The organism is Serratia ureilytica (assembly GCF_013375155.1).
Lineage (GTDB): Bacteria > Pseudomonadota > Gammaproteobacteria > Enterobacterales > Enterobacteriaceae > Serratia > Serratia ureilytica.
The window spans coordinates 337,442-360,564 of record NZ_JABXOF010000002.1 but is presented as its reverse complement, the minus strand read 5'-3'; the positions used below and the strand labels follow the sequence as shown (position 1 = coordinate 360,564).

13 protein-coding genes are annotated in these 23,123 nt (G+C 62.4%); 9 read left to right on the top strand and 4 right to left on the bottom strand.

Going from position 1 to position 23,123, the window contains the following annotated elements:
- Positions 1 to 54 precede the first annotated feature (54 nt).
- The 8 genes from HWW83_RS05135 to HWW83_RS05100 all read left to right on the top strand — a co-directional run bounded on the left by HWW83_RS05135 (position 55) and on the right by HWW83_RS05100 (position 7,204).
- On the top strand, positions 55 to 2,595 hold the full coding sequence (locus tag HWW83_RS05135; protein WP_060660538.1) for an outer membrane usher protein: 2,541 nt from the start codon (positions 55 to 57) through the stop codon (positions 2,593 to 2,595).
- A 33-nt stretch (positions 2,596 to 2,628) separates the two neighbouring features.
- Entirely contained in the window at positions 2,629 to 3,387 is a 759-nt protein-coding gene (locus HWW83_RS05130) for a fimbria/pilus periplasmic chaperone (RefSeq protein ID WP_033643639.1), read from the top strand.
- 84 nt (positions 3,388 to 3,471) lie between these two features.
- Entirely contained in the window at positions 3,472 to 4,041 is a 570-nt protein-coding gene (locus HWW83_RS05125) for a fimbrial protein (protein WP_042785747.1), read from the top strand.
- Between the two features lie 9 nt (positions 4,042 to 4,050).
- Positions 4,051 to 4,542 carry a fimbrial protein gene (locus tag HWW83_RS05120; protein ID WP_050594428.1) on the top strand — a complete coding sequence of 164 codons (492 nt, stop codon included), beginning with the start codon at positions 4,051 to 4,053 and terminating at the stop codon, positions 4,540 to 4,542.
- A gap of 15 nt (positions 4,543 to 4,557) precedes the next feature.
- A complete protein-coding gene (locus HWW83_RS05115; protein ID WP_042784943.1) occupies positions 4,558 to 5,049 on the top strand; it encodes a fimbrial protein in 492 nt (163 codons plus the stop codon).
- On the top strand, positions 5,046 to 5,603 hold the full coding sequence (locus HWW83_RS05110; protein WP_176589051.1) for a fimbrial protein: 558 nt from the start codon (positions 5,046 to 5,048) through the stop codon (positions 5,601 to 5,603). Before HWW83_RS05115 ends, HWW83_RS05110 begins: the two co-directional genes overlap by 4 nt.
- Before the next feature lie 39 nt (positions 5,604 to 5,642).
- Positions 5,643 to 6,485, top strand: a complete 843-nt coding sequence (locus HWW83_RS05105; RefSeq protein WP_033643637.1) for an MrpH family fimbial adhesin — start codon at positions 5,643 to 5,645, stop codon at positions 6,483 to 6,485.
- 113 nt (positions 6,486 to 6,598) lie between these two features.
- Entirely contained in the window at positions 6,599 to 7,204 is a 606-nt protein-coding gene (locus tag HWW83_RS05100) for a helix-turn-helix transcriptional regulator (RefSeq protein WP_176589050.1), read from the top strand.
- A 46-nt stretch (positions 7,205 to 7,250) separates the two neighbouring features.
- Here the strand turns inward: HWW83_RS05100 and HWW83_RS05095 are convergent, their stop codons facing one another.
- The 4 genes from HWW83_RS05095 to pqqU all read right to left on the bottom strand — a co-directional run bounded on the left by HWW83_RS05095 (position 7,251) and on the right by pqqU (position 12,503).
- Complete coding sequence (locus HWW83_RS05095) at positions 7,251 to 7,430, bottom strand: hypothetical protein (protein WP_015378373.1); 180 nt, start codon at positions 7,428 to 7,430, stop codon at positions 7,251 to 7,253.
- Entirely contained in the window at positions 7,427 to 7,612 is a 186-nt protein-coding gene (locus HWW83_RS05090; protein ID WP_033643635.1) for a hypothetical protein, read from the bottom strand. The genes HWW83_RS05095 and HWW83_RS05090 overlap by 4 nt, the downstream gene beginning before the upstream one ends.
- A gap of 226 nt (positions 7,613 to 7,838) precedes the next feature.
- The gene (locus tag HWW83_RS05085) at positions 7,839 to 10,211 is read right to left on the bottom strand and encodes a glucose/quinate/shikimate family membrane-bound PQQ-dependent dehydrogenase (RefSeq protein ID WP_033650791.1); all 2,373 of its coding nucleotides are present in this window, start codon (positions 10,209 to 10,211) and stop codon (positions 7,839 to 7,841) included.
- A gap of 147 nt (positions 10,212 to 10,358) precedes the next feature.
- Positions 10,359 to 12,503, bottom strand: a complete 2,145-nt coding sequence (pqqU, locus tag HWW83_RS05080) for a TonB-dependent receptor PqqU (protein ID WP_033650792.1) — start codon at positions 12,501 to 12,503, stop codon at positions 10,359 to 10,361.
- A gap of 526 nt (positions 12,504 to 13,029) precedes the next feature.
- Between pqqU and HWW83_RS05075 the strand changes: the two genes are divergently transcribed.
- A complete protein-coding gene (locus HWW83_RS05075; RefSeq protein ID WP_176589049.1) occupies positions 13,030 to 23,046 on the top strand; it encodes a non-ribosomal peptide synthetase in 10,017 nt (3,338 codons plus the stop codon).
- Positions 23,047 to 23,123: the final 77 nt, after the last annotated feature.

The following is a 23,123-nucleotide window of genomic DNA, read 5'->3' as shown; positions in this document are numbered from 1 at the left end:
GCTGTTATTGCGGCAAGCCGCAACGCCAGAATTATACGATATAAGGTTAGGGATATGATGTTGTCGCCTGCTGGGAAGCTATTTCGTTTTCAGGTACTGGGGTTATGTATCACGCTGGCGGTGGGAAGTTCATCAACGTGGGTATATGCCGAAGACGGTATTCAATTTAATGCCGACATTTTGGACGTGAACGATCGCAAAAATATCGACCTAAGCCAATTTTCCCGCAGTGGATACATTATGCCGGGAAGTTACGGCATGGTGGTCCATCTCAATAAAAGCGAGTTGCCCGAACAGAAGATCCCTTTTTATCCGCCGGACAACGATCCTGACGGCAGCCGCGCCTGCGTGGGCAAAGCGCTGGTCGAGCAGTTGGGATTGAAGCCGTCGGCATTGCAAGCGCTGACCTGGTGGCATCAGGGGGAATGTCTGGATGAGTCCAGCCTGAAAGGCATGGTGTCGCGTGGCGATCTGGCGACGGGCTCGCTGTATCTGAGCGTCCCGCAGGCTTATCTGGAATACAGCTCCGACGACTGGGATCCGCCGTCGCGCTGGGATGAAGGCATCCCGGGCTTGCTGTTCGATTACAACGTCAACGCTCAGAGTCGGCAGCAGCAGCAGGGCGGCACGCGCGGGTACAGCGTCAGTGGCAACGGCACCGCCGGCGCCAACCTGGGCGCCTGGCGTCTGCGTGCCGACTGGCAGGGGCAGATCAATCACCAGACCGGCAGCGGGCAATCCACCGACAAACGCCTGGACTGGAGCCGTTACTACGCCTATCGGGCCATTTCTGCGCTGCGCTCGCGCCTGACGCTGGGTGAAGACTATCTGGATTCGGGGATTTTCGACAGCTTCCGTTTTTCCGGCGCGAGCCTGGTATCGGACGACAACATGCTGCCGCCGAACCTGCGCGGCTATGCGCCTGAGGTGGTCGGGATCGCCAAGACCAACGCCAAGGTGACGATCAGCCAGCAGGGGAGGGTGATCTATGAAACCCAGGTGGCGGCGGGGCCGTTTCGCATTCAGGACATCAACGATGCCATCACTGGCGAACTGGATGTGCGGGTCGAGGAGCAGGACGGCAGCGTACAGGCGTTCAAGGTCAACACCGCCAGCATTCCGTACCTGACGCGGCCCGGATCGTGGCGCTTCAAGCTGGCCGCCGGTAAACCGTCGGATTGGCAGCACCATTCGCGCGGGCCGCTGTTCGGCACCGGAGAGTTCTCCTGGGGCGTCAGCAACGGTTGGTCGCTGTATGGCGGCGCACTGCTGGGCGGTGACTATAACGCGCTGTCGCTGGGGATAGGCCGCGATCTGATGATGTTCGGCGCGCTCTCGTTCGACGCCACCCAATCGCGGGCGCGGTTGCCGCAGCGGGAGGAGACGCTCAGCGGCGGCTCTTATCGGGTGAGCTATTCGAAGACGTTCGATGAACTGGACAGCCAGGTCACCTTTGCCGGCTATCGCTTCTCGGAAGAGGACTTCATGAGCATGAGCGAATATCTCGACGCGCGTTATTACGGCAGCCGGGTCGGCAACAACAAGGAGATGTACACCATCACCTTCAACAAACAGTTCCGCGACTGGGGCCTGAGCAGCTATCTCAACTACAGCCACCAGACCTATTGGGATCGCCCGTCCAACGACCGTTACAACCTGACGGTGTCGCGCTATTTCGATCTCGGCAAAATAAAAAACCTGAACCTGTCGTTGTCGGCTTATCGCAACCGTTACAACGATTCCAACGATGACGGCATGTACCTGTCGCTGTCGATGCCGTGGGGCAACGGCGCCACGCTCAGCTACAACAGCACGGTGAACCGCAACGACACCACGAACCGGGTGGGGTACTACCAGCGAATCGATGAACACAACAACTACCAACTGAGCGCCGGCAGCGCCCGCCGCGGCGCTAACCTGAGCGGCTACTACAACCACGAGGGCGATGCGGCGCGCCTGAGCGCCAACGCCAGCTATCAGGAAGGGCGCTACAGCGCCGTGGGGCTGTCCGCGCAGGGCGGCATGACGCTGACGCCGGAAGGCGGCGCGTTGCACCGCGTCGGCATGATCGGCGGTACGCGCCTGTTGGTGGACACCAACGGCGTGGCCGGTGTGCCGGTGCGCGGCTACGGCAGCACCGTCAGCACCAACCGCTTCGGCAAGGCGGTGGTGGCGGACGTCAATAGCTACTACCGCAACAAGGCCAGCATCGATCTGGACAAACTGGGCGACAACGCCGAAGCCACCCGTTCGGTGGTGCAGGCCACCCTGACCGAAGGGGCGATTGGCTACCGTCAGTTTGACGTTATCGCGGGCGAAAAAGCGATGGCGATCGTCAAACTGGCGGACGGCAGTACACCGCCGTTCGGCGCCACGGTGCTGAACGCCCGCAAACAAGAAACCGGCATCGTCAACGATGGCGGCAGCGTGTACCTGAGCGGCATCAACGCCGGGGAGATCATGACGCTGCACTGGAGCGGCGCGGCACAGTGTCAGGTGCAGCTGCCCGCAACGCTGCCGGCCGACATGCTGACGCGTACGCTGCTGCTGCCGTGTCGGCCGATCGCCGCGGCGCCATCGGCCCCGGTTGAATAAACCCATCACCCTGAATTTGGAGTTATCGACAACATGCAAACTTTTTCTCTTAAAACCGCCGCGGCGCTCGCGCTGTTGGGCGCCACGGCGGCGCAGCACGCGCAGGCGGCAATCGCGCTCGATCGCACCCGGGTGATCTTCGACGGCGGCCAGAACTCGGTCAGCCTGAATCTCAGCAACCAGAACAAGCAGCTGCCGTACCTGGCGCAGGGCTGGCTGGAGGACGAGCAGGGCAACAAGATCCAGAGCCCGCTGGTGGTGTTGCCGCCGGTGCAGCGCATCGAGCCGGGCAAGCCGAGCCAGATCAAGATTCAGGCGCTGCCGGCGGCCAAACAGCTGCCGCAGGATCGGGAGACGTTGTACTACTTCAACCTGCGCGAGATACCGCCGAAGAGCAACAAGCCCAATACGTTGCAGATCGCGCTGCAGACGCGCATCAAGCTGTTCTATCGCCCGGCGGCGATCGTGCCGAACCGCACCGATATGGCGACGCCATGGCAAGAGCAGCTGACGTTGACGCGGCAAGGGGAGAGCTATCAGGTCAATAACCCGACGCCGTACTACATCACGATCGTCGATGCGGGCAGCAAAAAAGGGGGGGAGGGTGTAAAGGGATTTGAGCCTTTCATGATCGCACCGAAGAGCCAGGCGCGCCTGACCGTGGGCGCAGCGGGGCTGGGCGGTAGCCCGGTGCTGACCTACATCAACGATTACGGCGGCCGGCCGCAGCTGAGCTTCAGCTGCAGCGGCGTGAGCTGCAAGGTGGTACCGGAGAAACGGACGGCGTCATAACCCGCCGCAGGCGGTGCCGACGGGAGAGCCATTCAGGGGGAAAGGATGAAACGAGAACGGAAAAAGGCCGGCGGGAGCGCGTTGATGCTGGCGCTCAGCCTGGGTGTGATAGCGATGCCGCCGGCGAAGGCCGACGTGGTGGACAACTGGCAGGTGGAGGGCGCCAATGGCGTACTGCAGGTATATGGCGCGCTGACGGAAAGCGCCTGCCGGCTGGAGATGAGCAGCGCGCGGCAGGACATCTGGCTGGGTGAGACCGGCACCGCGCGCTTGCGTCAGGCCGGCGATCGCGGGCAGCCGGTGGCGTTCGAGCTGCGTTTGCAGGATTGCCTGCGCACGCCGGGGGGCCAGCGAGATGCGCGTACCGGCGCGTTGGTCTGGGCGCCGAATCAACCGGCGGTGACGGTCAGCTTCGGTTCGACGGCGGACAGCGACAATCCGCAGCTGGTGAAAGCGCAGGGCACTTCAGGGCTGGGGTTGCGCCTGCTGGACGGCCGCGGTCGCGACGTTCGGTTGGGCAGCCGCGGCGAGCCGCTGCTGCTGACGCCAGGGCAAGAGGCGTTGAGCTACAGCGTGGCACCGGAGCGAACCGCGGCGCCGCTGATGGCCGGCGCGTATCGGGCGACGGTGGATTTTAGGCTGAATTATGACTGAGGCGAGGCGATGGTACCGAGGATAAGACGCGGCCGGGTGCCTTTCTGGCTGGCGGGAGTGCTGGCGCTAGGCCAACTGCCGGCGCAGGCGACCACGGTGAACGTACGGGTCACCGTGCTTTCTCCCCCCTGCATCATCAACGGCGGACGCCCGATCGAGGTGGACTTTGGCGATGAAGTGATGACCACCCGCATTGATGGCGCCAACTATCGGCGGGCGGTGAGTTACACGCTGACGTGCAGCGGGCAGAGCAGCAACGGGCTCAAACTGCAGGTGCAGGGGGCGGCGAGCGGCTTCGACGGCCAACTGCTGCGCACCAGCAAAGACGGCTTGGGCATTGCGTTGCTGAATGGCGGCCGCCGTTGGCCGATCAACCAGTGGTTGAGCTTTACCTATCCGGCCGCGCCGACGCTTGAGGCGGTACCGGTGAAATCGGCCACCGCCAGGCTGGCGGCGGGTGAATTCACCGCGGGCGCCACCATGAAGGTGGATTATCAGTAACGCGGGAGCGAGAGCATGAAACAACGTTTTACGGCGAGCGTGCTGCTGTGCGCAGGGATGGCATGCCATCTCGCCTGGGCGGAGAAAACGGTCGACATGCAGTTTCGCGGCACGTTGATCGAGCCGCCGCCCTGCACCATCAACGATGACGGGATCATTGACGTGAACTTCGGCGATCGTGTCGGCATTAACAAGGTCGATGGTGCGAACTATCGGCAAAGCATCGGCTACCGCATTCGCTGCGAGCCGGGGATCGGCAAATGGGACATGTTGCTGAGTCTGACCGGCAACGCCGCAACGTTTGACGAAGCGGCGGTGCAAACCAACCGGCGCTATCTCGGCATCCGCATTTACCAGAACGCACAGCCGTTCAAAGTGGGCAGCGCGCTGCCTATCGATCCGGCCAAACCGCCGGTGCTGGAAGCGGTGCCGGTCGGCAAATCGGGCGAAACCCTGACGGAAGGCGCGTTCGAGGCCACGGCGACGCTGCGGGCCGACTATCAATGAAGGAGGAGGCGAGCGTGAAAACAACACAAGGCGGCTGGGGCGTTATCGGCCTGTTGCTGTTGGCGCTGGGCGTGAACGGCGCAGCGCAAGCCGCGGACAATCTGCGCATGCGCGGGGCGCTGGTGGCGGAACCTTGCGTCATTCAGCCGGGCGACGAGAGCATCGCGCTGGATTTCGGCACGCTGGTCGACAAGTACCTGTATCTGAACCAGCGCACGCAGGGGCAACCGTTCGAGTTGCGGCTGGCGGAGTGCGATCTCAGCCTGGGCAAGACGGTGTCGATCACCTTCAAAGGCACGGAGAATGCGCAGCTGCCGGGGCTTTTGGCTTTGGCGGCGAGCAGCCAGGCGCGCGGGATCGCCATCGGCATGGAGACGCTGCAGGGGCAGCCTTTACCGCTCAACAGCGCAGGCGGCAAGTACCCGTTGCAGGACGGCAGCACGGTGATTGGCGTGCAGGCCTATGTGCGCGGCGAACCGGAAGCGCTGGCAAAGCGAACCATCGGTCGCGGTGCTTTCAGCGCCATTGCGACGTTCAGCCTGGACTACCAATGAGCGCCGGGCTTCGGCAAAACAGAATAAGGATATGACGCGATGCAGCGTTTTCACTTCAGAGGGATGTATTTACTGCTCGGCCTGCTGCCGGGGCTGTGCTCGGCGCAAATTTATTCCTATGTGACCAAGAGTACCGGCTCTCCCAGCAATGCGGCTTATGAGTATGTGCTTGAGAGCTGGGATAAGGATGACTCATCGCCTAATCCTTGCTACCAGCAAAGCATGTGCGCTGTGGGGATCAACCACCGCCACACCAGCGCCAATACGGGCGGCAGCACGGCCGTGACGCCTTCGGCCTCTATCGTCGGGTCGGGGCGCTACCCGCAGATTACCCAACTGCGGACGATGGGGGAACTCAGCCGCTTCTACCAGAGCATTTATCCGTTGCCGATCGTCGGTGCGACTTCTCATGTGGGGGATGCCATCACTCAGGAGTGTGTCGGGCTGTTTTATACCACCTCGTCCTCCTCCGCCGTTGAAGGCAACAGCGCACGGTTGATGCCGAGCAGCGTCTGCGGCATCGCGCCGCCGCCGGTCGGGGTCTGCGGCATCGATGAGCAACAGCTCGATCTGAACCACGGCGTGTTGCCGGATACCGACCTGGTAGGCAATACGGCGCGCGGCAGCCTGCGCGTAGTGTGCTCGCAGAAGATGAACATCGTCATGTATATCCGCGTCGGCAGCAATGGCCGCCTGGATCTGGGGAATTCCGGCGTCTACAGCACGCTGCGCATCAACGGCGCCCTAGGCAACCTGGGTTATCAGTTCACCGCGGATACGCGCGGGGTCACGGTGCCGATCACTTCCACCCTCGGCGTGACGGGAACGATCAAGGCCGGCAATTACTCGGGGCAATCGGTCGCCATTCTGGCGTTGCCGTAGCCGCATTACCCGCGCCGCGCGCCGTTGCATTATGCCGTTGAGTCACCCGCCATCAGGGGGATGAATCGCGCTCGGCGGCGACCGGGAAGGATGATTTCAAAGGGAGCGTGCCGATGGAAACTACCATCACTCTGGCGTTTATCGATAACGACCGTTTCTTTATTGAAGGATTGCAGCAACTGCTGCTGGCGTATTTTGCGCGCCGCGGCATGCGGGTTCAGGTGCTCGACGCCACACAGGCGCATCGGGCGGATGTGGTGTTCCAGTCCGTGGAGCGTGATTGGCAGGCGCGTTTCTGCCTGCATTCAGTGAGCGGCGGTCAACCGCTCAACTTTGCGCTGCGTGAACCCGGCGATACCCGCTGGCGCGATAACCCGCGTTGCATCAGTGAGGCGGGCGTTATTTTCCGCAACGACTCGCCGGGCAGCGTATTAAGCCAGCTGGAGCGGGCATTGGCGGCGCGGACGCACGGCGACGCAGCGCACCGGTGCTATTGGTGTGAACGGCAGCGCATTACCCGCCGTGAGCAGGATGTCATGCGCTACCTGGCCTGTGAGTTGCCGCAGACCGCCATCGCGCGCACCCTGCATCTGAGCGTGAAAACCGTCAGCAATCACAAACAGGCGGCGATGCGAAAACTGGGATTTAAACGCAATGCGGATCTCTACCATTGGTTGCGGTTGGGCGGGTTGAAAACCGTAGAGCGGGCGCGCGGATGAGAGGGCGGCTCAGGCGCTCAATTTGGCGCCTGAGGGGCAGGAAGCGTCAATACAGCAGCGTCATCGCGCTGAAGAACAACAGCGTCAAGGCGATGATGATGAGGTTTTGCGTGGCTTTGCGCACCAGTTTGCTGGCGCTCAGGCGGCTGTCGATGACGTAGAGCAGCGGCACCATCAGCAGCACATAGGCGAACATCAGCATGGCGGTAAAGGGCTGCAGGTTCATTCATGTTCCTCCTGGGCGTCATCATGGCCGATCAGGTGTATCAGTACGGCTTGCGTCTGGCGGTGCTGGCCGATAAAGGGCGACGTGGCTGGCGATGCCGGCGCGAACGTCAGGCCGGCGCGTCGCGTTTTCACCGCCGCTTGCAGAATCTTCTTTCGATGCTTCCGAGTATGGTCGACCATGCGCCTCCGAATAGGGCCGCCTGAAGGCGGCCGATCGTTGTATTGCCCATTAAGCTGGAGAGGATCGCAGCCGCTGCCGGGGCCGCAGAGGTATAATATTGCGAATGATAACCATTATCAATAATGGAGATGAAAAAATTAAGGGTATTGCGAGGGGGCAGCCGGCGGGGCGGGAAAAGAAAAAGCACGCCTTGCGGCGTGCTTTGCGGGGTACTAACGGCGGTGGTTACTTCTGATCGGGCAGGGCGTAAGCGACCACGTAGTCGCCCAGCTTGGTGCCGAAGGAACCGTGGCCGCCGGCGTAGATCAGCACGTACTGCTTGCCGTTGACCTCATAGGTCATCGGCGTCGCCTGGCCGCCGGCCGGCAAGCGCGCTTCCCACAGTTTTTCACCGTTGGTCACGCTGAAGGCGCGCAGGTAGTTGTCCGCGGTGGCGCCGATGAAGAACACGTTACCGGCGGTGGTCACCGGGCCGCCCAGCATCGGCATGCCCATTTTGAACGGCAGCGGCAACGGTGAGCTGTCGCGCACGGTGCCGATGCGTTTTTTCCACACGATGTCGTTGGTTTTCAGATCCACGGCGGAAATGTAACCCCAGGCCGGCTGTTTGCACGGCAGGCCGAACGGCGACAGGAACGGGTTCAGGGTGACGCCGAACGGCACGCCATACTGCGGTTGTACGCCAGACTCGGTACCGCTGCCGCCTTTGTCGCCTTCCGGCGGCTCAATCGGGTTGCCTGGGCCGCGCGGGATCAGTTTGGAGACGAACGGCAGCGCGATCGGGTTGGCGATGGCGATTTCGCGATCGGTATCGACGGCCAGGCCGCCCCATTCGAACATGCCCAGGTTACCCGGGAACACCAGCGTGCCCTGCTCGGAAGGCGGGGTGAAGGTGCCTTCATAACGCAGGCTGTGGAACATCACGCGGCAGACCAGCTGATCATAGATGGTCGCGCCCCACATGTCGGCGCCGGTCAGTTTCTTCTCAGGACGGAAGGTCAACTCGGAGAACGGCTGGGTCGGTGACAGGCGATCGCCCTTGGCCGGGCCTTGCGGTACCGGTTTCTCCGGTGCCGGCACCACCAGTTCGCCGTTGGTACGGTTCAGCACGAAGATGTTGCCGGTTTTGGTCGGCACATAGATGACCGGCACTTTTTTACCGCTCTTGTCGGTAATGTCCGCCAGGGTCGGCTGCGCCGGCACGTCCATATCCCACAGGTCATGGTGGACCGTCTGATAGAACCAGGCCAGTTTGCCGGTGGAGGCGTTCAGCGCCAACAGGCCGCTGGCGTAGCGTTCCATTTCCGGGGTGCGATCGCCGCCCCAGATGTCCGGAGTGGAAACGCCCATCGGCAGGTAAACGATATCCAGCTTGGCGTCATAGGCGGCAGGCGCCCAGGAGTTCGGCGAGTTCGGCACGAAGTGGTGCTCGTCCGCCGGGATGGCGTTCGGATCTTTCGCGCCCGGATCGAAGGCCCACAGCAGCTTGCCGCTGTTGACGTCGAAGCCGCGGATCACGCCGGAAGGCTCGCGGTTGGAGTAGTTGTCGGTCACGGCACCGGCGACGACGATCACTTTATCGGTGATCACCGGCGGCGAGGTCGGCTCGTAGTGGCCCGGCGTCGCATACGGCATATTGCTCTGCAGGTTCAGCTCACCATTGTTGGCGAAGTCCGGGCAGGGTTTGCCGGTTTCGGCGTCCAGTGCGAACAGACGGCCGTCGTTGACCGGCAGAATGATGCGGCGTGCGCACATCGCCGGAGCGGCGTCGCCGGCGGCGCCTGCGGCTGCGGCGGTTTCGTGGTAAGACACGCCGCGACAGGTGATGTGCTGGAAGGTTGGGTTGTATTTCAGCTGCGGATCAAACTTCCATTTTTCTTTACCGGTGGCGGCATCCAGCGCGAACAGCTTCTGGTGCGGCGTACACATGTAAAGGGTATCGCGGATTTTGATCGGCGTGACTTCGTTGGTGATCTCACCCGGATCGTTGGCGGTCTTCAGATCGCCGGTCTGGAAACGCCAAACCTCTTGCAGCTGGCCAACGTTTTTGTCGTTGATCTGGCTCAGCGGCGAGTAACGGGTGCCTTCCTGGGTGCGGCCATAGGCCGGCCAGTCGGCGCCGGTGGCGTCTTTCGGTTGTACCTGGGCGGCGTCGAGGGTGCCGTTAATCTCTTGCGGATCGTTGAACACGGCATAGGCCAGCGCGATGACGGTGATCGCCAGCGCCGCGCTCAGCGCGCCGTAGGCGAATTTGCCGTTGGCCACCAGCTTGCGGTAGATAAACGGCAACACCAGCCACAGGCCGAAGAAGAAGGTGACGTCCAGGCGCGGCGTCAGCGCCCAGAAGTCCGGGCCCACTTCCCACAGGGCCCAAATCGTGGTGCCCAGCAGGAATACCGCGTACAGCAGCAGCGCGGTGGCGCGGCGGCGGAACAGCAGCCAAGAGGTCGCCAGCAGCACCAGCCCGGCGATGATGTAATACAGCGAACCGCCCAACTTGGCCAGCCAGATGCCGCCGCCGAGCAGATAAAGCCCGCTCAGCGCGGCAAACAGCGCCGTTATGACGATAAGCGGCGATAGTGACGCTTTATTTTGCATAGCAATACCCTTACCAAAAATGAAAGTCCCCGATTTAGAGATTAAGCCAAATCGGAAAAAACACGCGGTTTCTCCCTATTATTTCAGCGAGAAGCCGCTAGGGTGACGTAAAACCCATCCCGTTTTTTAACCTTAAGGTGCTTTGCCTTATTCAAAGCGATAAGACAAGGTGGCGCCGCCACCCCAGTTGCGCCCCGGCGCCGGCTCGAAGTAGCGGCCGTTGCCTTCGTTGACGATCACCGAACCGACGTATCGGCGATCGAAAACATTGTCCACCCGGCTGAACACGTCCAGCGCCCAGCGGTTCCAGGTAAAGCGATAACCGGCGTTTACGCCGGCCACGGTGTAAGAAGGAGCCTGCGCGCTGTTGGCGTCATTGGCCTGAATGTCGCTCATGTAGCGCAGCTCCGCGCCGGCGTGCCAGCCTTCCGGCGGGGCATAGGCCAGCGAGGCGTAGCCCATGTTGCGGGCGATGCCCGGCAGGCGATTGCCGGCGGGAATGGTTTGAGCCGGGGTACAAACGGCTTTGCCGCACATTTCGCTGCGGTAGGTGGCGTCCAGCAGCGTCCAGGCCATATGCAGGCGCCAGTCCAGCGCGAACTCTTGATCCAGCGCCAGTTCCAGGCCGCGCCGCCGGGTTTTGCCGGCGTTGGCGTAGCTGGTGCGCCCACCGCTGCTTTCCGCCACCACCAGCTCGTTGTCGGTATCGGTCTGGAACAGGGCGGCGCTCACCAGGCCGTTGCCGAGGCGCAGTTTGCTGCCCAGTTCGACGGTGTCGCTGGTGGACGGCTGCAGACCGATGTTCAGGCCGGCCTGGCCGTCGGGGCGATAGGAGAGTTCGTTGATGGTCGGGGTTTCAAAGCCGCGGCCTGCGGAGAGATAAACGTTCCACGCCGGATTGATTTTATAGTTGAGCGAGCCCATCGGCAGCCACTGGTGGTAGCGTTTGCTGCCGCTGTCGTCGCCGTTGCGCTGCGTGATGTAGTAGTCGGTCGAGTCGAAGCTGACCGTGCTGTAGCGCAGGCCGGCGTCCAGCGTCCAGTGCGGCGTCAGTTGCCAGGAGGTTTGCAGGTAAGGATCCAGGTTCCAGATGCGGTTTTTCTCGTTGCGCCGCTGGTCGCCTTTCTCGCCGTAGTCCACTGTGCCGTCTCGCAGAATAAAGTTTTCAAACCCCTGCCGGCGTTCGGTCATGGTTTCATAATCCAGACCGCCGATCAGTGTTACCGGTAACGAGGCGAGAGTATCCTCATGCTTCCAGCGAGTGTCAATGCCCTGATATTTTCTTTCCAGCACGATCACCCCGCCGGCGTGGGTAGGGTTGAGCTGCGGCCCGCGTGGAATGGATTGGTACTGCGTGGTGTGGCGCTCGCCGTGGTAGGCGGTCAGCGTCAGTTCGTCGCGCTCGCTCATCTGGCGCTGATAGCGCAGGCCGGCCTGAGTCTGATCGAGCGACTTGCGGGTGTTGTATTGATCCGCGCGCGGCGCCTGGCGCGGGTTTTCCTTCCATTCCGCTTCGGTCAGGCCGCCCGGATCGCCGGCGTCAATGGAGACGCTGTTGAACATCAGCGTCAGGGTACTGACGTCGTCCAACCGCACGCCGAGCTTGCCGTTGCCGAGGTTTTTCCGCGCGGCGCTGTGATCGCGATAGCCCTGAGTGGTGAAGCGGGTGCCGGAGATAGCGTAGTTGACGTCGCCGGCCTGGGTGCCGTCGCCGGTGGCGCCGGTCGCTTTCACCCCGTAGCGCCAGGTGTTGTCGCTGCCGAAATAGCTGCCGGCCTCCAGCGTTGGCGGCTGGGCGCCGGTCTGTGTGTCAACGTTGATCACCCCGCCCGAAGCGTTGCCGTACAGCGCGGAATAGGGGCCGCGCAGCACCTCGATGCGCTCGACGGAGTTGATGTCGATGTTGGAGGTTTGTCCCTGGCCGTCGGGCATGGTGGCGGGGATGCCGTCGACGTACATGCGCACCCCGCGCACGCCGAACATCGATCGGCTGCCGAATCCGCGTATCGACAGCTGCAGATCCTGCGCATAGTTTTGTCGGTTTTGAAGCTGCAGGCCCGGCACGCTGCCAAGGTTTTCCGACAGGTTAATCTGCGGTGCGGCGTTGCGCAGGTCCTGGCCGTCGATCACGCTGACGGACACCGGCGATCCCAGCTCGGTCAATCCGATGGGTTGCGCCATTACCACCAGCGTATCGCTGTCTTTCTGATCCGCCGCCAGGGCCGAACCGATGCAGACTGGCTGCAGCAATAACAGGGTTGCCGGGGTCAAGACGGGACGTTTTTTATTCATCAGATAATTCTGCCAATAATGCTGAAAAAATTGCCCGCAAGTGGGCGAAAATAGCCATTTGTGACTCCCTGTACTGGCATTCAATGGGAGGGAAACTGCATCCTGCAACGAGTATAGGATATTCCGACACCGTACGCTTTGGAATAGCGCAACTGAAAGATGCGTGTTTTCATTTAAGAAGATTCTCTTTTTTATCGATTTCCCCGCGATACCTTTAAATTAGATTTACTTATATTAAATATATTCCCATCCTTGATTTTAATTTATTTACAATAGTTATTTTATTTATGAATGAAAAGCCAGGATTCATTTTTAAATGATAAATTATTTTTTATGTCATTGTTTTTATTGGTTTTGGTTTATTTGTGTTTTTGTGGCTTTATTTTTCATAAAAATAAAATAATATTCGCTCTTATGTTTTTTAAGTTTTCACCTAACAGCTCAATCGCATAACCATCACGGTATTTATGCCATGCATAAATATCTATTCATATATTATTGGAATATATTAAAAGGGAATTGATTCATGGGCGCGATCATCGCTTCACCCTATACCCACACGTTTTGGAATGAATACGTCCTCAATCCACACTCCTGCGAGTACAACCTGGTGCTGGATCAGACCATTGAGGGGGCGCTGGACGTCGATCGACTGCGCGCGGCGGTCGAGGGCGTGTGCCGGGACTATATTCTGTTTCACCATGTCCTCGACGACAGCTCGCCGCAATTACGCTGGGTAAAGACGGAGAAGAAAATTGCGTTGGAAACGCTTGATGCCGATTGCGATGTCGGCAAATTAATCAATACGCCGTTCGATCTCCGGGAGGGGCCGCTGTGCCGCTTCTACCTGATTGAGCTGGCGCCGCAGCGCTATAATTTGATCATTGTCGTTCATCACATCCTGATCGACGGCCTGTCCGGCCAGGAGTTCTACAACGCCGTTTCCGCCTATTACAATCGCGGGGCTGCCGTGGCGCCGCCGCAGGCGGATGAAACGGACATTTGTCGATTGTACCGGCGCTATGAGGCGGATATCGCGGCGTTGAAGCAGGACTTCGCTTCCGCGTCATTCTGGGGCGACCGGTTGGCCGAATGCGCCCCGCGCGTAGCGTTGCCTTATCTCCCCGGTGAAGCCCCCGAAGCACCCGGCGCCGGCGAAGTGCGCTTTACGTTGCCGTTCGCCGAGTGGCAGGCGCTGAAGTCTGGCGTCAGATATGCCAACCCATTCCTGATATTCAAAACGCTGTGGGCGTTGCTGATCGCCCGGCAATCCGCGCAGGACACGGTGCATATCGGTTATCCCGTCGCGCCGGACGGCGGCGAGCCGCTGTTTTTCGGCGCCCAGGTCAACACCGCGGTGTTTCCCTTAACGCTCGCCCCGCAAGCCACGTTCAACCAGCTGTACCGCGCGACGCTGGCCTACAGCAAAGCGCTCAAGGTGACGGGCAAGCTGCGGCACAGCCAATTGCCGGTTTATGACATGCTGAACCTCAGCCCGGTGCGCGAGCTGAACGTCAATTTCACTCAGGCTTACCTGAAAGATGCGCCGCTGGCGCTTGACGGTTGCCGCATCGGCGTCAATCACCGTTACAACGTCGATCTGGCCGGTTCGGAACTGCTGCTGGAGTATCAGCCGACCGAGCAGGCCTTTGAGTTTCGCCTGCGTTATCGGCCCGATCTGTTCGACGCCACGCAAATGGCGGAGATGGCGGATCAGTATCTCGGGCTATTGCGGCGTGCGCTAGCCGAACCGGACGCGCCGATAGCCGCGTGGCCGCAGCTCACGGCGCAGCAGGTTTTACGCTGCCGCGACGCCTGGGAGAGCGAGCCGGACACGACCGACCCAGGAGCGACACTGCTCGACGGCGTGGCTCGCCAGGTGCGCCGTCATCCGGAACGCATCGCCGTAACCGATGCCAACGGTTCGCTCAGCTACCGCCAACTGGCGCAGCGCAGCGATCGCCTGGCAATACGGCTGAGGGAAGAATATCGCCGGTTGCGCGGCGCCGCCATGCCGCCAGAGACGCTGATCCCGCTGTATCTGCAGCGCAGCGCGGAAGCGGTGGTGGCGATGCTGGCCATCATGAAGGCGGGCGGTGCCTATGTGCCGCTGGATCCCGCGGCGCCGGCGCAGCGCCTGGAATATATTCTGCAAGAGGTGAACAGCCCCATCGTCCTGACGGAAAGCGCATTGCAAGGGGAGGCGCGGCGTCTGGCGCCGGACGGCGTTTGCCTGGCGGCGGATGAATCGCTTGCCGATGCGGATGCCGCGAGCCTGCCGAATGTCGAAGCCCGGCAATTGGCCTACGTGATTTACACCTCCGGCACCAGCGGGCGGCCGAAAGGTACGCTGTGCGAACACCGGGGCGCGGCCAACATGGTGCGGGGTCATACGCAGCGTTTGCTGCGCAATGAATCGGGCGCGCTCAACTGCCTGCAGTTCGCGTCGCTGGCCTTTGACGCGCACGTGTTTGAAGTGTTCATGGCCCTGAGCAACGGCCACCGGCTGTTCATCGCGGGCGAGGCGCAGCGGCGCGATCCGGCGCTGTTGTGCGGCCAAATGGCGGCCTGGGGCATCGAAGCCTGTTTCCTGCCGCCGGCGCTGCTTGGCACCTTGCCAGACCTGCCGGCTTCGGTGCGCTATCTCGCGACCGGCGGCGAGGCGACCGCGCAGGAGGCGCTCGACCATTACCTGGCCTGCGGCATGCAGGTTGCCAATCTGTACGGCCCGACCGAGGCTTCGGTCAGCGCCAGTCTGAATATCTATCGCCGCAACGGCGCGCGCAATATCGGCCACGCCATCGCCAATATGCGTTGTTATGTGGTTGACGAGCATGACAATCTAATGCCGCTGGGGGCGGAGGGCGAGCTGTGTCTGGCCGGCGTCGGCCTGGCGCGCGGATACCTGAACCTGCCGGCGCTGACGGAAGCCGCATTCGTCGCCAATCCTTTTGAACTGCGCGAGCCTTACCGGCGCCTGTATCGCACCGGCGACCGGGTACGGCGCTTGGCCGACGGCAGCCTGGACTATCTCGGACGACACGACCAGCAGATCAAGATCAACGGCTATCGCATCGAGTTGGGCGAGATCGAAATGCAGCTGCGCGCGCTGCCCGAGGTGGCCGAGGCGGTGGTGACCCTGCGCCCCGGCACGACGGACCAACTGGCGGCCTGGTATGTGCCGAAGCCCGGCGCGACGCCGCAGGCCGGCGACCTCTTGCAACGCCTGGCGGCGCAGCTGCCGCATTATATGTTGCCGTCGGCGCTGTCGGCGCTGTCGGCGCTGCCGCTGACGGTGAGCCGCAAGGTCGATTACCGGGCATTGCCGGAACCACTGCCGGTCGAGCGGCAAACGGCGTTTCGCCAACCGGGCACGCCGCTGGAGACTCAGCTTTCTACACTGTTCAATCGGCTGCTGGGCGGCCATGTCGGCATGGACGACAACTTCTTCCGCCTCGGCGGCAACTCCATTATGGCCATCAGGCTGTGTCACGAAGTGAATAAATTGCCGGGGGCGAAGATCTCGGTGCTGACGTTGAATCAGCATCCGACGGTGGCCGCGCTGAGCGAGCATATCGCCGCTCAACGGCAGGCTCCGTCGGATGAGCCGCCCATCCTCGCCGGCGGGCTGCGGGAGGGGCCGTTGTCGCTTCAGCAGTCGCGATTGTGGTTTGTTCAGCAACTGTCGGCGGACGCCACGCACTATCTGTCGCCGGTGCTGCTGCGGCTGGCGCCGGACATCGATGACCAACGTTTTGCGGACTGTCTGCAGGCGATCGTCGAGCGCCACCAGATCCTGCGTAGCCTGATTCGCCAGAATGAGCGGGGCGAAGCCAGCCAGTGGGTCAGCGACGCCGTGCTGCCGGTGCCTTTGCTGACGGTGAGCGGCGCTGAGTTTGACATGGCGCTGGCGCAGGCCTGCAGCCGGCCGATGGATTTGACGCGCGAGCTGCCGCTGCGCGCCACGCGCTATCGTTACCGCGATGCGGCGGGCGGGGAAACGGCCGTTTGTCTGTTGGTATTCCATCACATCGTCTTTGACGGTTGGTCGCTTGAGGTGCTGCTGCAGGAACTGGACGCGCGCTATCGGGGAACGTGGCGTAAGGCGACAGAGCCGGCGCTGCAATACCTCGACTATGCGTGCTGGCAACAAGCGCCGGAAAATGTGCAGCGCCGGGCCGACGAATTGGCCTTTTGGCAACGAGAGCTGGCGGGCTGGCAGCCGCTCTCGCTGCCGGTGGATTTTTTGCGGCCGGCGGTCTTCGACGTACGCGGCGACAACAGCGAAGTGCCGCTGCCGGCGGCGCTGGTGAAGGCGCTGGAGGCGTTGGCGCGCCGAGAGGGCGTGACGCTGCATGCCGTGATGCTGGCGGGGTTCATGCTGTTGCTTGCCCGCTACAGCGGTCAGAACGATGTCATGGTGGGTACGCCGCTGGCGAACCGCAATCGCCCTGAGCTGGGGAATCTGATCGGGTTCTTTGTCAATACGCTGCCTTTACGCCGGCAGATCGACCCCCGTCAGGGCGTTGCCGAGTTTGTGCGAGAGGTTGCGGCCACGACGCTGCGGGCGCAGCAGCATCAGACGCTGTCGCTGGAGGCGCTGGTGGACGCTCTGGCGCTGCCGCGCGACTTTTCGCGGCATCCGCTGTTCCAGGTCATGTTCGCGCTGGAGGGCGAGAGCGGCGCACCGGCGCGTCCGGACTGGCTGTCGGTGGTCGATTTGAGCGCGGATGAGCGCACTGCCAAGTTCGATCTGACGCTCACGCTGACGCCGCAGGTGGAGCAGATGCGCGCGCGCTTCAACTTCGCGTCGGCGCTGTTCAGCAAAGCGTCGATGGATCGGTTGGCCGGCTACTATCTCGCCCTATTGCAACAGATGGCGCGCCACGATGACTGGCCGCTGGAAAATATTCGTCTGCAGCCGCAGAGCCCGGCGCTGCCTGCGGCGCCGGCCTTTAGCTATGCGTTTGAACGCTGCCTGCAACAGGATTTCGTGCGGCATGCGCAGCGCAATCCGCAGGCCGTCGCGGTGATCGACGCGCAGGGGGAAATGACGTACGGCGAACTGCACGAGGCGGCGTTAACGCTGGCCACTCAACTGCGTGTGCAGGGCAAGATGACCGGCGACGCCATCGCCGTCGTTGCCGACAAGGGGCGCCGGCAGCCGATCGCCCTGTTGGCGGCGCTGATGTGCGGCAAGGCGTTTTTGCCGATGGAGGCGACATGGCCGCCGCAGCGGCGGCTGAAGGTGATGGCGCAGGCCGGCATCAATACGTTGCTCAGCGATGTGCCCTGGGCCTGCGACGAAATCAACCTGGTCGAACTGAATGCCGACGGGCTGGCGGCGCAGTTGCCGCTGCCGGAGAGGCGCCTGCCGGCGGTGGAGGCCGGTCCTGACAGCCTGGCCTATATCATTTTCACTTCGGGCTCGACCGGCACGCCCAAGGGCGTGGCGATCGAACATCGCAGCGCGGTGAACATGCTGGAAGGCGTTCGGCGGTATTTTGGGTTCAACGAGCGGGATCGCAGCCTGGCGCTCAGCGCGTTGAGCTTCGATCTGGCGATCTTCGATATTTTCAGCCCGTTGAGCGCGGGCGGCGCGGTTGTGATGCCGGCCGAGCGAGATCGGGTCAATCCGCAAGCCTGGTATCAGCTGATGATGACACATCGAGTGACGCAATGGTTGAGCGCACCGGCCCTGATGGAGCTGTTGCTGGACTATGTAAACGGCGCGGGGCTGGCGGTCGGGCCTGCGCCGGCGCTGCGGGCGGTGATGGTGGGGGGCGACTGGATCGCCACCTCGCTGCCGGAACGCTGCCTGGCCTGGGCGCCGCACGTCCGCTTCTGCAGCGCCGGCGGCGCTACGGAGGCGGCGATCTTCACCATGCTGTATGAGGTGCCGCGAGGCGAGAAAATTCGCTCGGTCAGCATCCCTTACGGTAAACCGTTGCCGCACCAGCGTTGCTACATTCTGGATGCCGGACGACGGCCCGCGGCGCCGGGCGTGCGCGGGGAGATCTATCTGGCCGGTGAAGGGTTGGCGCGCGGGTATTACGGCGATCCGCAACGCACCGCCGAGAGTTTCTTCTGGCATGAGGAGCTGCAGGAGCGGGTGTATCGCACCGGCGACGCGGGCCGATGGCTCGAGGACGGCAATGTGGAGTTCCTGGGGCGTCTCGATCAGCAGGTCAAGCTGAACGGCTACCGTATCGAGCTGGGTGAAATAGAGCATGCCGCGCTTGCCTATCCGGGGGTGATCGCCTGTTGTTGCGTGCTCGTCACCGACCCTCAGCCCTGTCTGGCCGCTTACTTCGTTGCCGATGAGGCGATCGCCCCGCAGGATTTGGCGCAGCATTTGAGCAGCCAACTGCCTCCTTACATGGTGCCGCAGGCGCTGATGCAGCTGGCACAGCTGCCGCTGACCGAAAACGGCAAGATAGCCCGACAGGCGTTGCCGCCGCCGAAAAGGACGGCGCGCGAGTTCGTCGCGGCGCAGAACGAGCGGGAGAACGCTTGCCTGGCGGTGTGGCGCGATCTGTTGCAGCGGCAGGATATCGGTGTGGAGGACAATTTCTTCTCGCTGGGCGGCAATTCCCTTCTGGCGATCCAGGCCTGTTACCAGATCGGTCAGCGGTTGGGGAGCGAGGTGACGTTGAGCGAGCTGGGCCGGTTCCCGACGATCCGTTCATTGTGCCGTGCGTTGCTGCGGCAGGGGGAGGGCACCGCGCCGATGTCGATCCCGCCGCTGCGGCAACGCGAGTATCCGCTCTCCGCCTCACAGCTGCAGCTGTGGTTTATCGAGAACCTGAACGGCGGCGGCAATCTTTATCATGTGCCGATGCTGTTCCGTCTCGGCGAGGAGGTCTGTCTGACGGCTTACGAGCGCAGTCTGCAGGCGGTCGTCGCCCGGCATCAGGTGTTGCACAGCCTGATTGCCCAGAAGCCGTCCCAAATTGCCGTCGCCCGGGCCTGTGAACAAACGCTTTCGCTGGAGCGCGTGGCGCTGGAGGCGGCGCGCTGGCCGGACAGACTGCGGCAGGATATCGATCGGCCGTTTGCCCTGGAGGCGGAGTTGCCGATCAGAGCGAGCGTTTACCAGGTGGCGCAGCCTGATGGCGGGCGGGTGACTTACAGCCTGATCCTGGTGCACCACCTGGCGTTTGACGGCTGGTCGCAGCCGGTGCTGCTGCAGGAGTTGGATGCGCTGTATCAGGCGCAGCGGCAAGGGCGGGAGGCTGAGCTGGCGGCGTTGCCGTTGCAATATGGCGACTATGCCGTCTGGCAGCGGCGCTGGCTGGACTCCGCGTTGGCGGATGAGGCGAAAGCGTATTGGCGACAAGCGCTGGATGGGTGGCAGGCGCTGGAGATGCCGCTCGATTTCGTGCGGCCGGCGCGCTTCGATCATCGCGGCGCCAATCACGTCATCGCGCTGCCGGAGGCCCTGACGATGCAGGCGACGCAGTTCGCCCGGCGGCAAGGCGTCACGCCGTTTGCGCTGTATCTTGCGGCCTTTAATCTGCTGCTCGGTTACTTCAGCGGCCAGCAAGACATTCTGGTCGGCACGCCGGTCGCTAACCGGCCGGTGGCGGAGACCCGCTCGGCGATCGGATTCTTCGTCAATACGCTGCCGTTGCGCTCGCAAATAGACGATGCAGCGTCGCTGAACGATTATGTGCATCGGGTTTTTGATGGCGTGCTGCAGGCGCAGCGGCATCAGAATTTACCGTTGGATCAGTTGATTGAGCTGCTGCAGGTGCCGCGCGATCTGTCGCGCCATCCGCTGTTTCAGACGCTGTTCGCGCTGGAAGAGGCGGGTGAAGCGCCGGCCTGGCTGGCGCCGCAGGATCTGTTGACACACTATCAGGCGGCCAAATTCGATTTGACGCTGAGCATACAGTCGGCGCCGCAAGGCGGCAGGGCGATCTTCAACTATGCCACCGCCCTGTTTGCACCGGCCACGCTGGCGCTGTTGGGTGAGTATTATCTGACGATCCTCACGCAGATCGTCAATCACGGGGAGCAGCGCGTCAGTCAGTTGGCGCTGGTATCGGCGAGTGAAACGGCGCGGCAGCGCGCCTTCCGTCAATCCTGTCCGCCGGCCTACGATTTCGAACGCGCCATCCATCATGATTTTATCCGTCAGGCCGAGCGCGATCCGCAGCGGGTGGCGATTGTCGATGAATGGGGTGAGCTGAACTACGGTGAGCTGTATCGGCGTGCGTTGGTGCTGTCGTTGCAGCTGCGCGAGCATGCGGATATGCGCGCCGACACCATCGCGGTGATGGTGGACAAAGGGCGGGCGCAAATCATTGCGGTGCTGGCGATCCTGATGGCCGGCAAGGCCTATTTGCCGCTGGACGGCGCCTGGCCGGAACGCCGCCGCCTGGATATCGTCGCGCAGTCGCAGACCCGGATTATCCTCAGCAGCCGGGCGTGGGCGGCCCACGGTAACGCCAGACTGTTGACGATCGATCCGCAAGGTGCGGTCAACGCGTTACCGCCGGCGGCGCCGGGTGAGCCGGTCTTGCCGGCGCCTTCCGCGCTGGCCTATGTGATTTTCACCTCCGGTTCTACCGGCACGCCGAAAGGGGTGGCGATAGAACATCGCGGCGCGGTGAACAGCATCATCGATACCTTGCACCAGCTGGAACTCGGCGCGGACGATCGCGGGTTGGCGCTCAGCGCGCTGAGCTTCGACATTTCGGTGTTCGATATTTTCGGCCTGCTGTCGGTGGGCGGCGCCATCGTGATGCCGTCCGAAACTGAACGCTATCAGCCTGAGGCGTGGCATCGGTTGTTGATGACTCAGGGGGTGACCTTCTGGAATTCCGCGCCTTCGGTGATGACGCTGCTGGTGGAGCAGCTGGAGTCCGCCGCGTCGCAGGCGCAGTGGCCGCATTTGCGCAACGTGGTGCTGGTGGGCGAGGTGATCTCGCGTTCACTGCCGGCGCGCATTCGCCAATGGCGGCCAGGGTGCCGGGTAGTCAGCGCCGGGGGCGCGACCGAAAGCTCCATTTGGTCGATTTTGTACGACATTCCGAAAACGCCGATCCTGGCGCCCAGCGTGCCTTATGGCCGGGCGATGGCCCATCAGCGTTTCTATGTGCTGGATCGCCATCTGCGCGTGTTGCCGCCCTGCTTACCGGGGGAGCAGTACATCGGTGGGGCCGGCGTGGCGCGCGGCTATTACCGCAATCCGTCGCTGACCGAGGAAAAATTCATCTACCATCCGGAACTGGGGGAGCGGCTTTATCGCACCGGCGATGCCGGGCGCTATTTGCCGGACGGCAATCTGGAGTTCCTCGGCCGTATGGATTTTCAGGTGAAAATCAATGGCTACCGCGTCGAGCTGGGGGAGGTCGAGCAATGTGCGCTGGCGTTCGGCGCGATCAAATCCTGCTGCGCCGTGGTGCTGTCAGAGGCGCATCGGCAGCGTCTGGCGCTGTATTACGTCAGTGAGGCGCCGCTGGAGGAGTCGGCGCTGCTGGCCTTTATGAGCGGGCAATTGCCGCTATACATGCTGCCTGCGGCGCTGGTGCGGCTGGAAGCGTTGCCGTACAACTCCAGCGGCAAGCTGGATCGCAAGGCGTTGCCTGTGCCGGCGGTGAGGGAACCGCAGGCCTATGTCGCTCCCGCGAACGCGCTGGAGCAGCAGTTGTGCGCATTGTGGCAGGAGGCGCTGCAGTGCGAGCAGGTCGGCATGACGGACGATTTCTTCCTGCTGGGCGGCACTTCGATCAAGGCGATCTCCCTGTGCGTCGGCATGGGGGCGCTGATGGCCGCGCCGGTGCCGGTGGTGCAGCTGTTGCAAAGCCGCACCCTGAAAAATCTGCTGGCCGCCAACGAGCGCCGTTTGGTCATGCCGCTTAACCGCCGGACAGACGGCGTGCCCACTGTGTGGATGATCCACCCGGCACTGGTGGGCGCGGAGGCGTTTCATGCTTTCGCTCAGCCGTTGCAAGGGCGACTCAATTGCTATGGCGTCGATAACCATAATCTTTACCATCAACCGACCATCGACTCGCTCGGCGAGCTGGCCGAACGGTATTTGAACGACATGATTGCCGCCGGCCTGCTGCAAGACGCCGGGCCGGTGCGCATTCTCGGGTGGTCGCTGGGGGGCATCATCGCGCTGGAGATCGCCGCTCGCCTGGAGGCGCGCGGCTGCCGTAACGTGCAGCTGTATCTGCTGGACAGCTTCTATCTGCAGACCACGGCGGAGCTGCCGCTGGAGCAACTGCTGCCTGCGCTGGGCATCGAGGGGGAGGCGGCGACACGCGCCATGGCCGCCGGGCAGGCGGAGCGGCGGCTGTCTGAGGGAAGGCTGAGCCGCCGATTGCAGACCACGAAAGTGACGCTGTTTAAGGCGACGGAGGGTAACCCGCAGTTGCCGGAGGCGGTAACGGCGCCGCTGCTGGCGCTGGAAGATAATGGGCTGGGCGCGGTTTGCGCGCAGCTCAAGATTATCCCGCTGGCTTGTCACCACCATAATATCTTGCAGTGTGAGGAGGCGATCGGACAAGCGCTCAACGATGACGTTTGATTTATGAGCCTGGCTCATAAGCTCAAGCGTATTTCGCCCCATAGTCATGGCGGCAGTCGCGTTTTACAGTCATCACA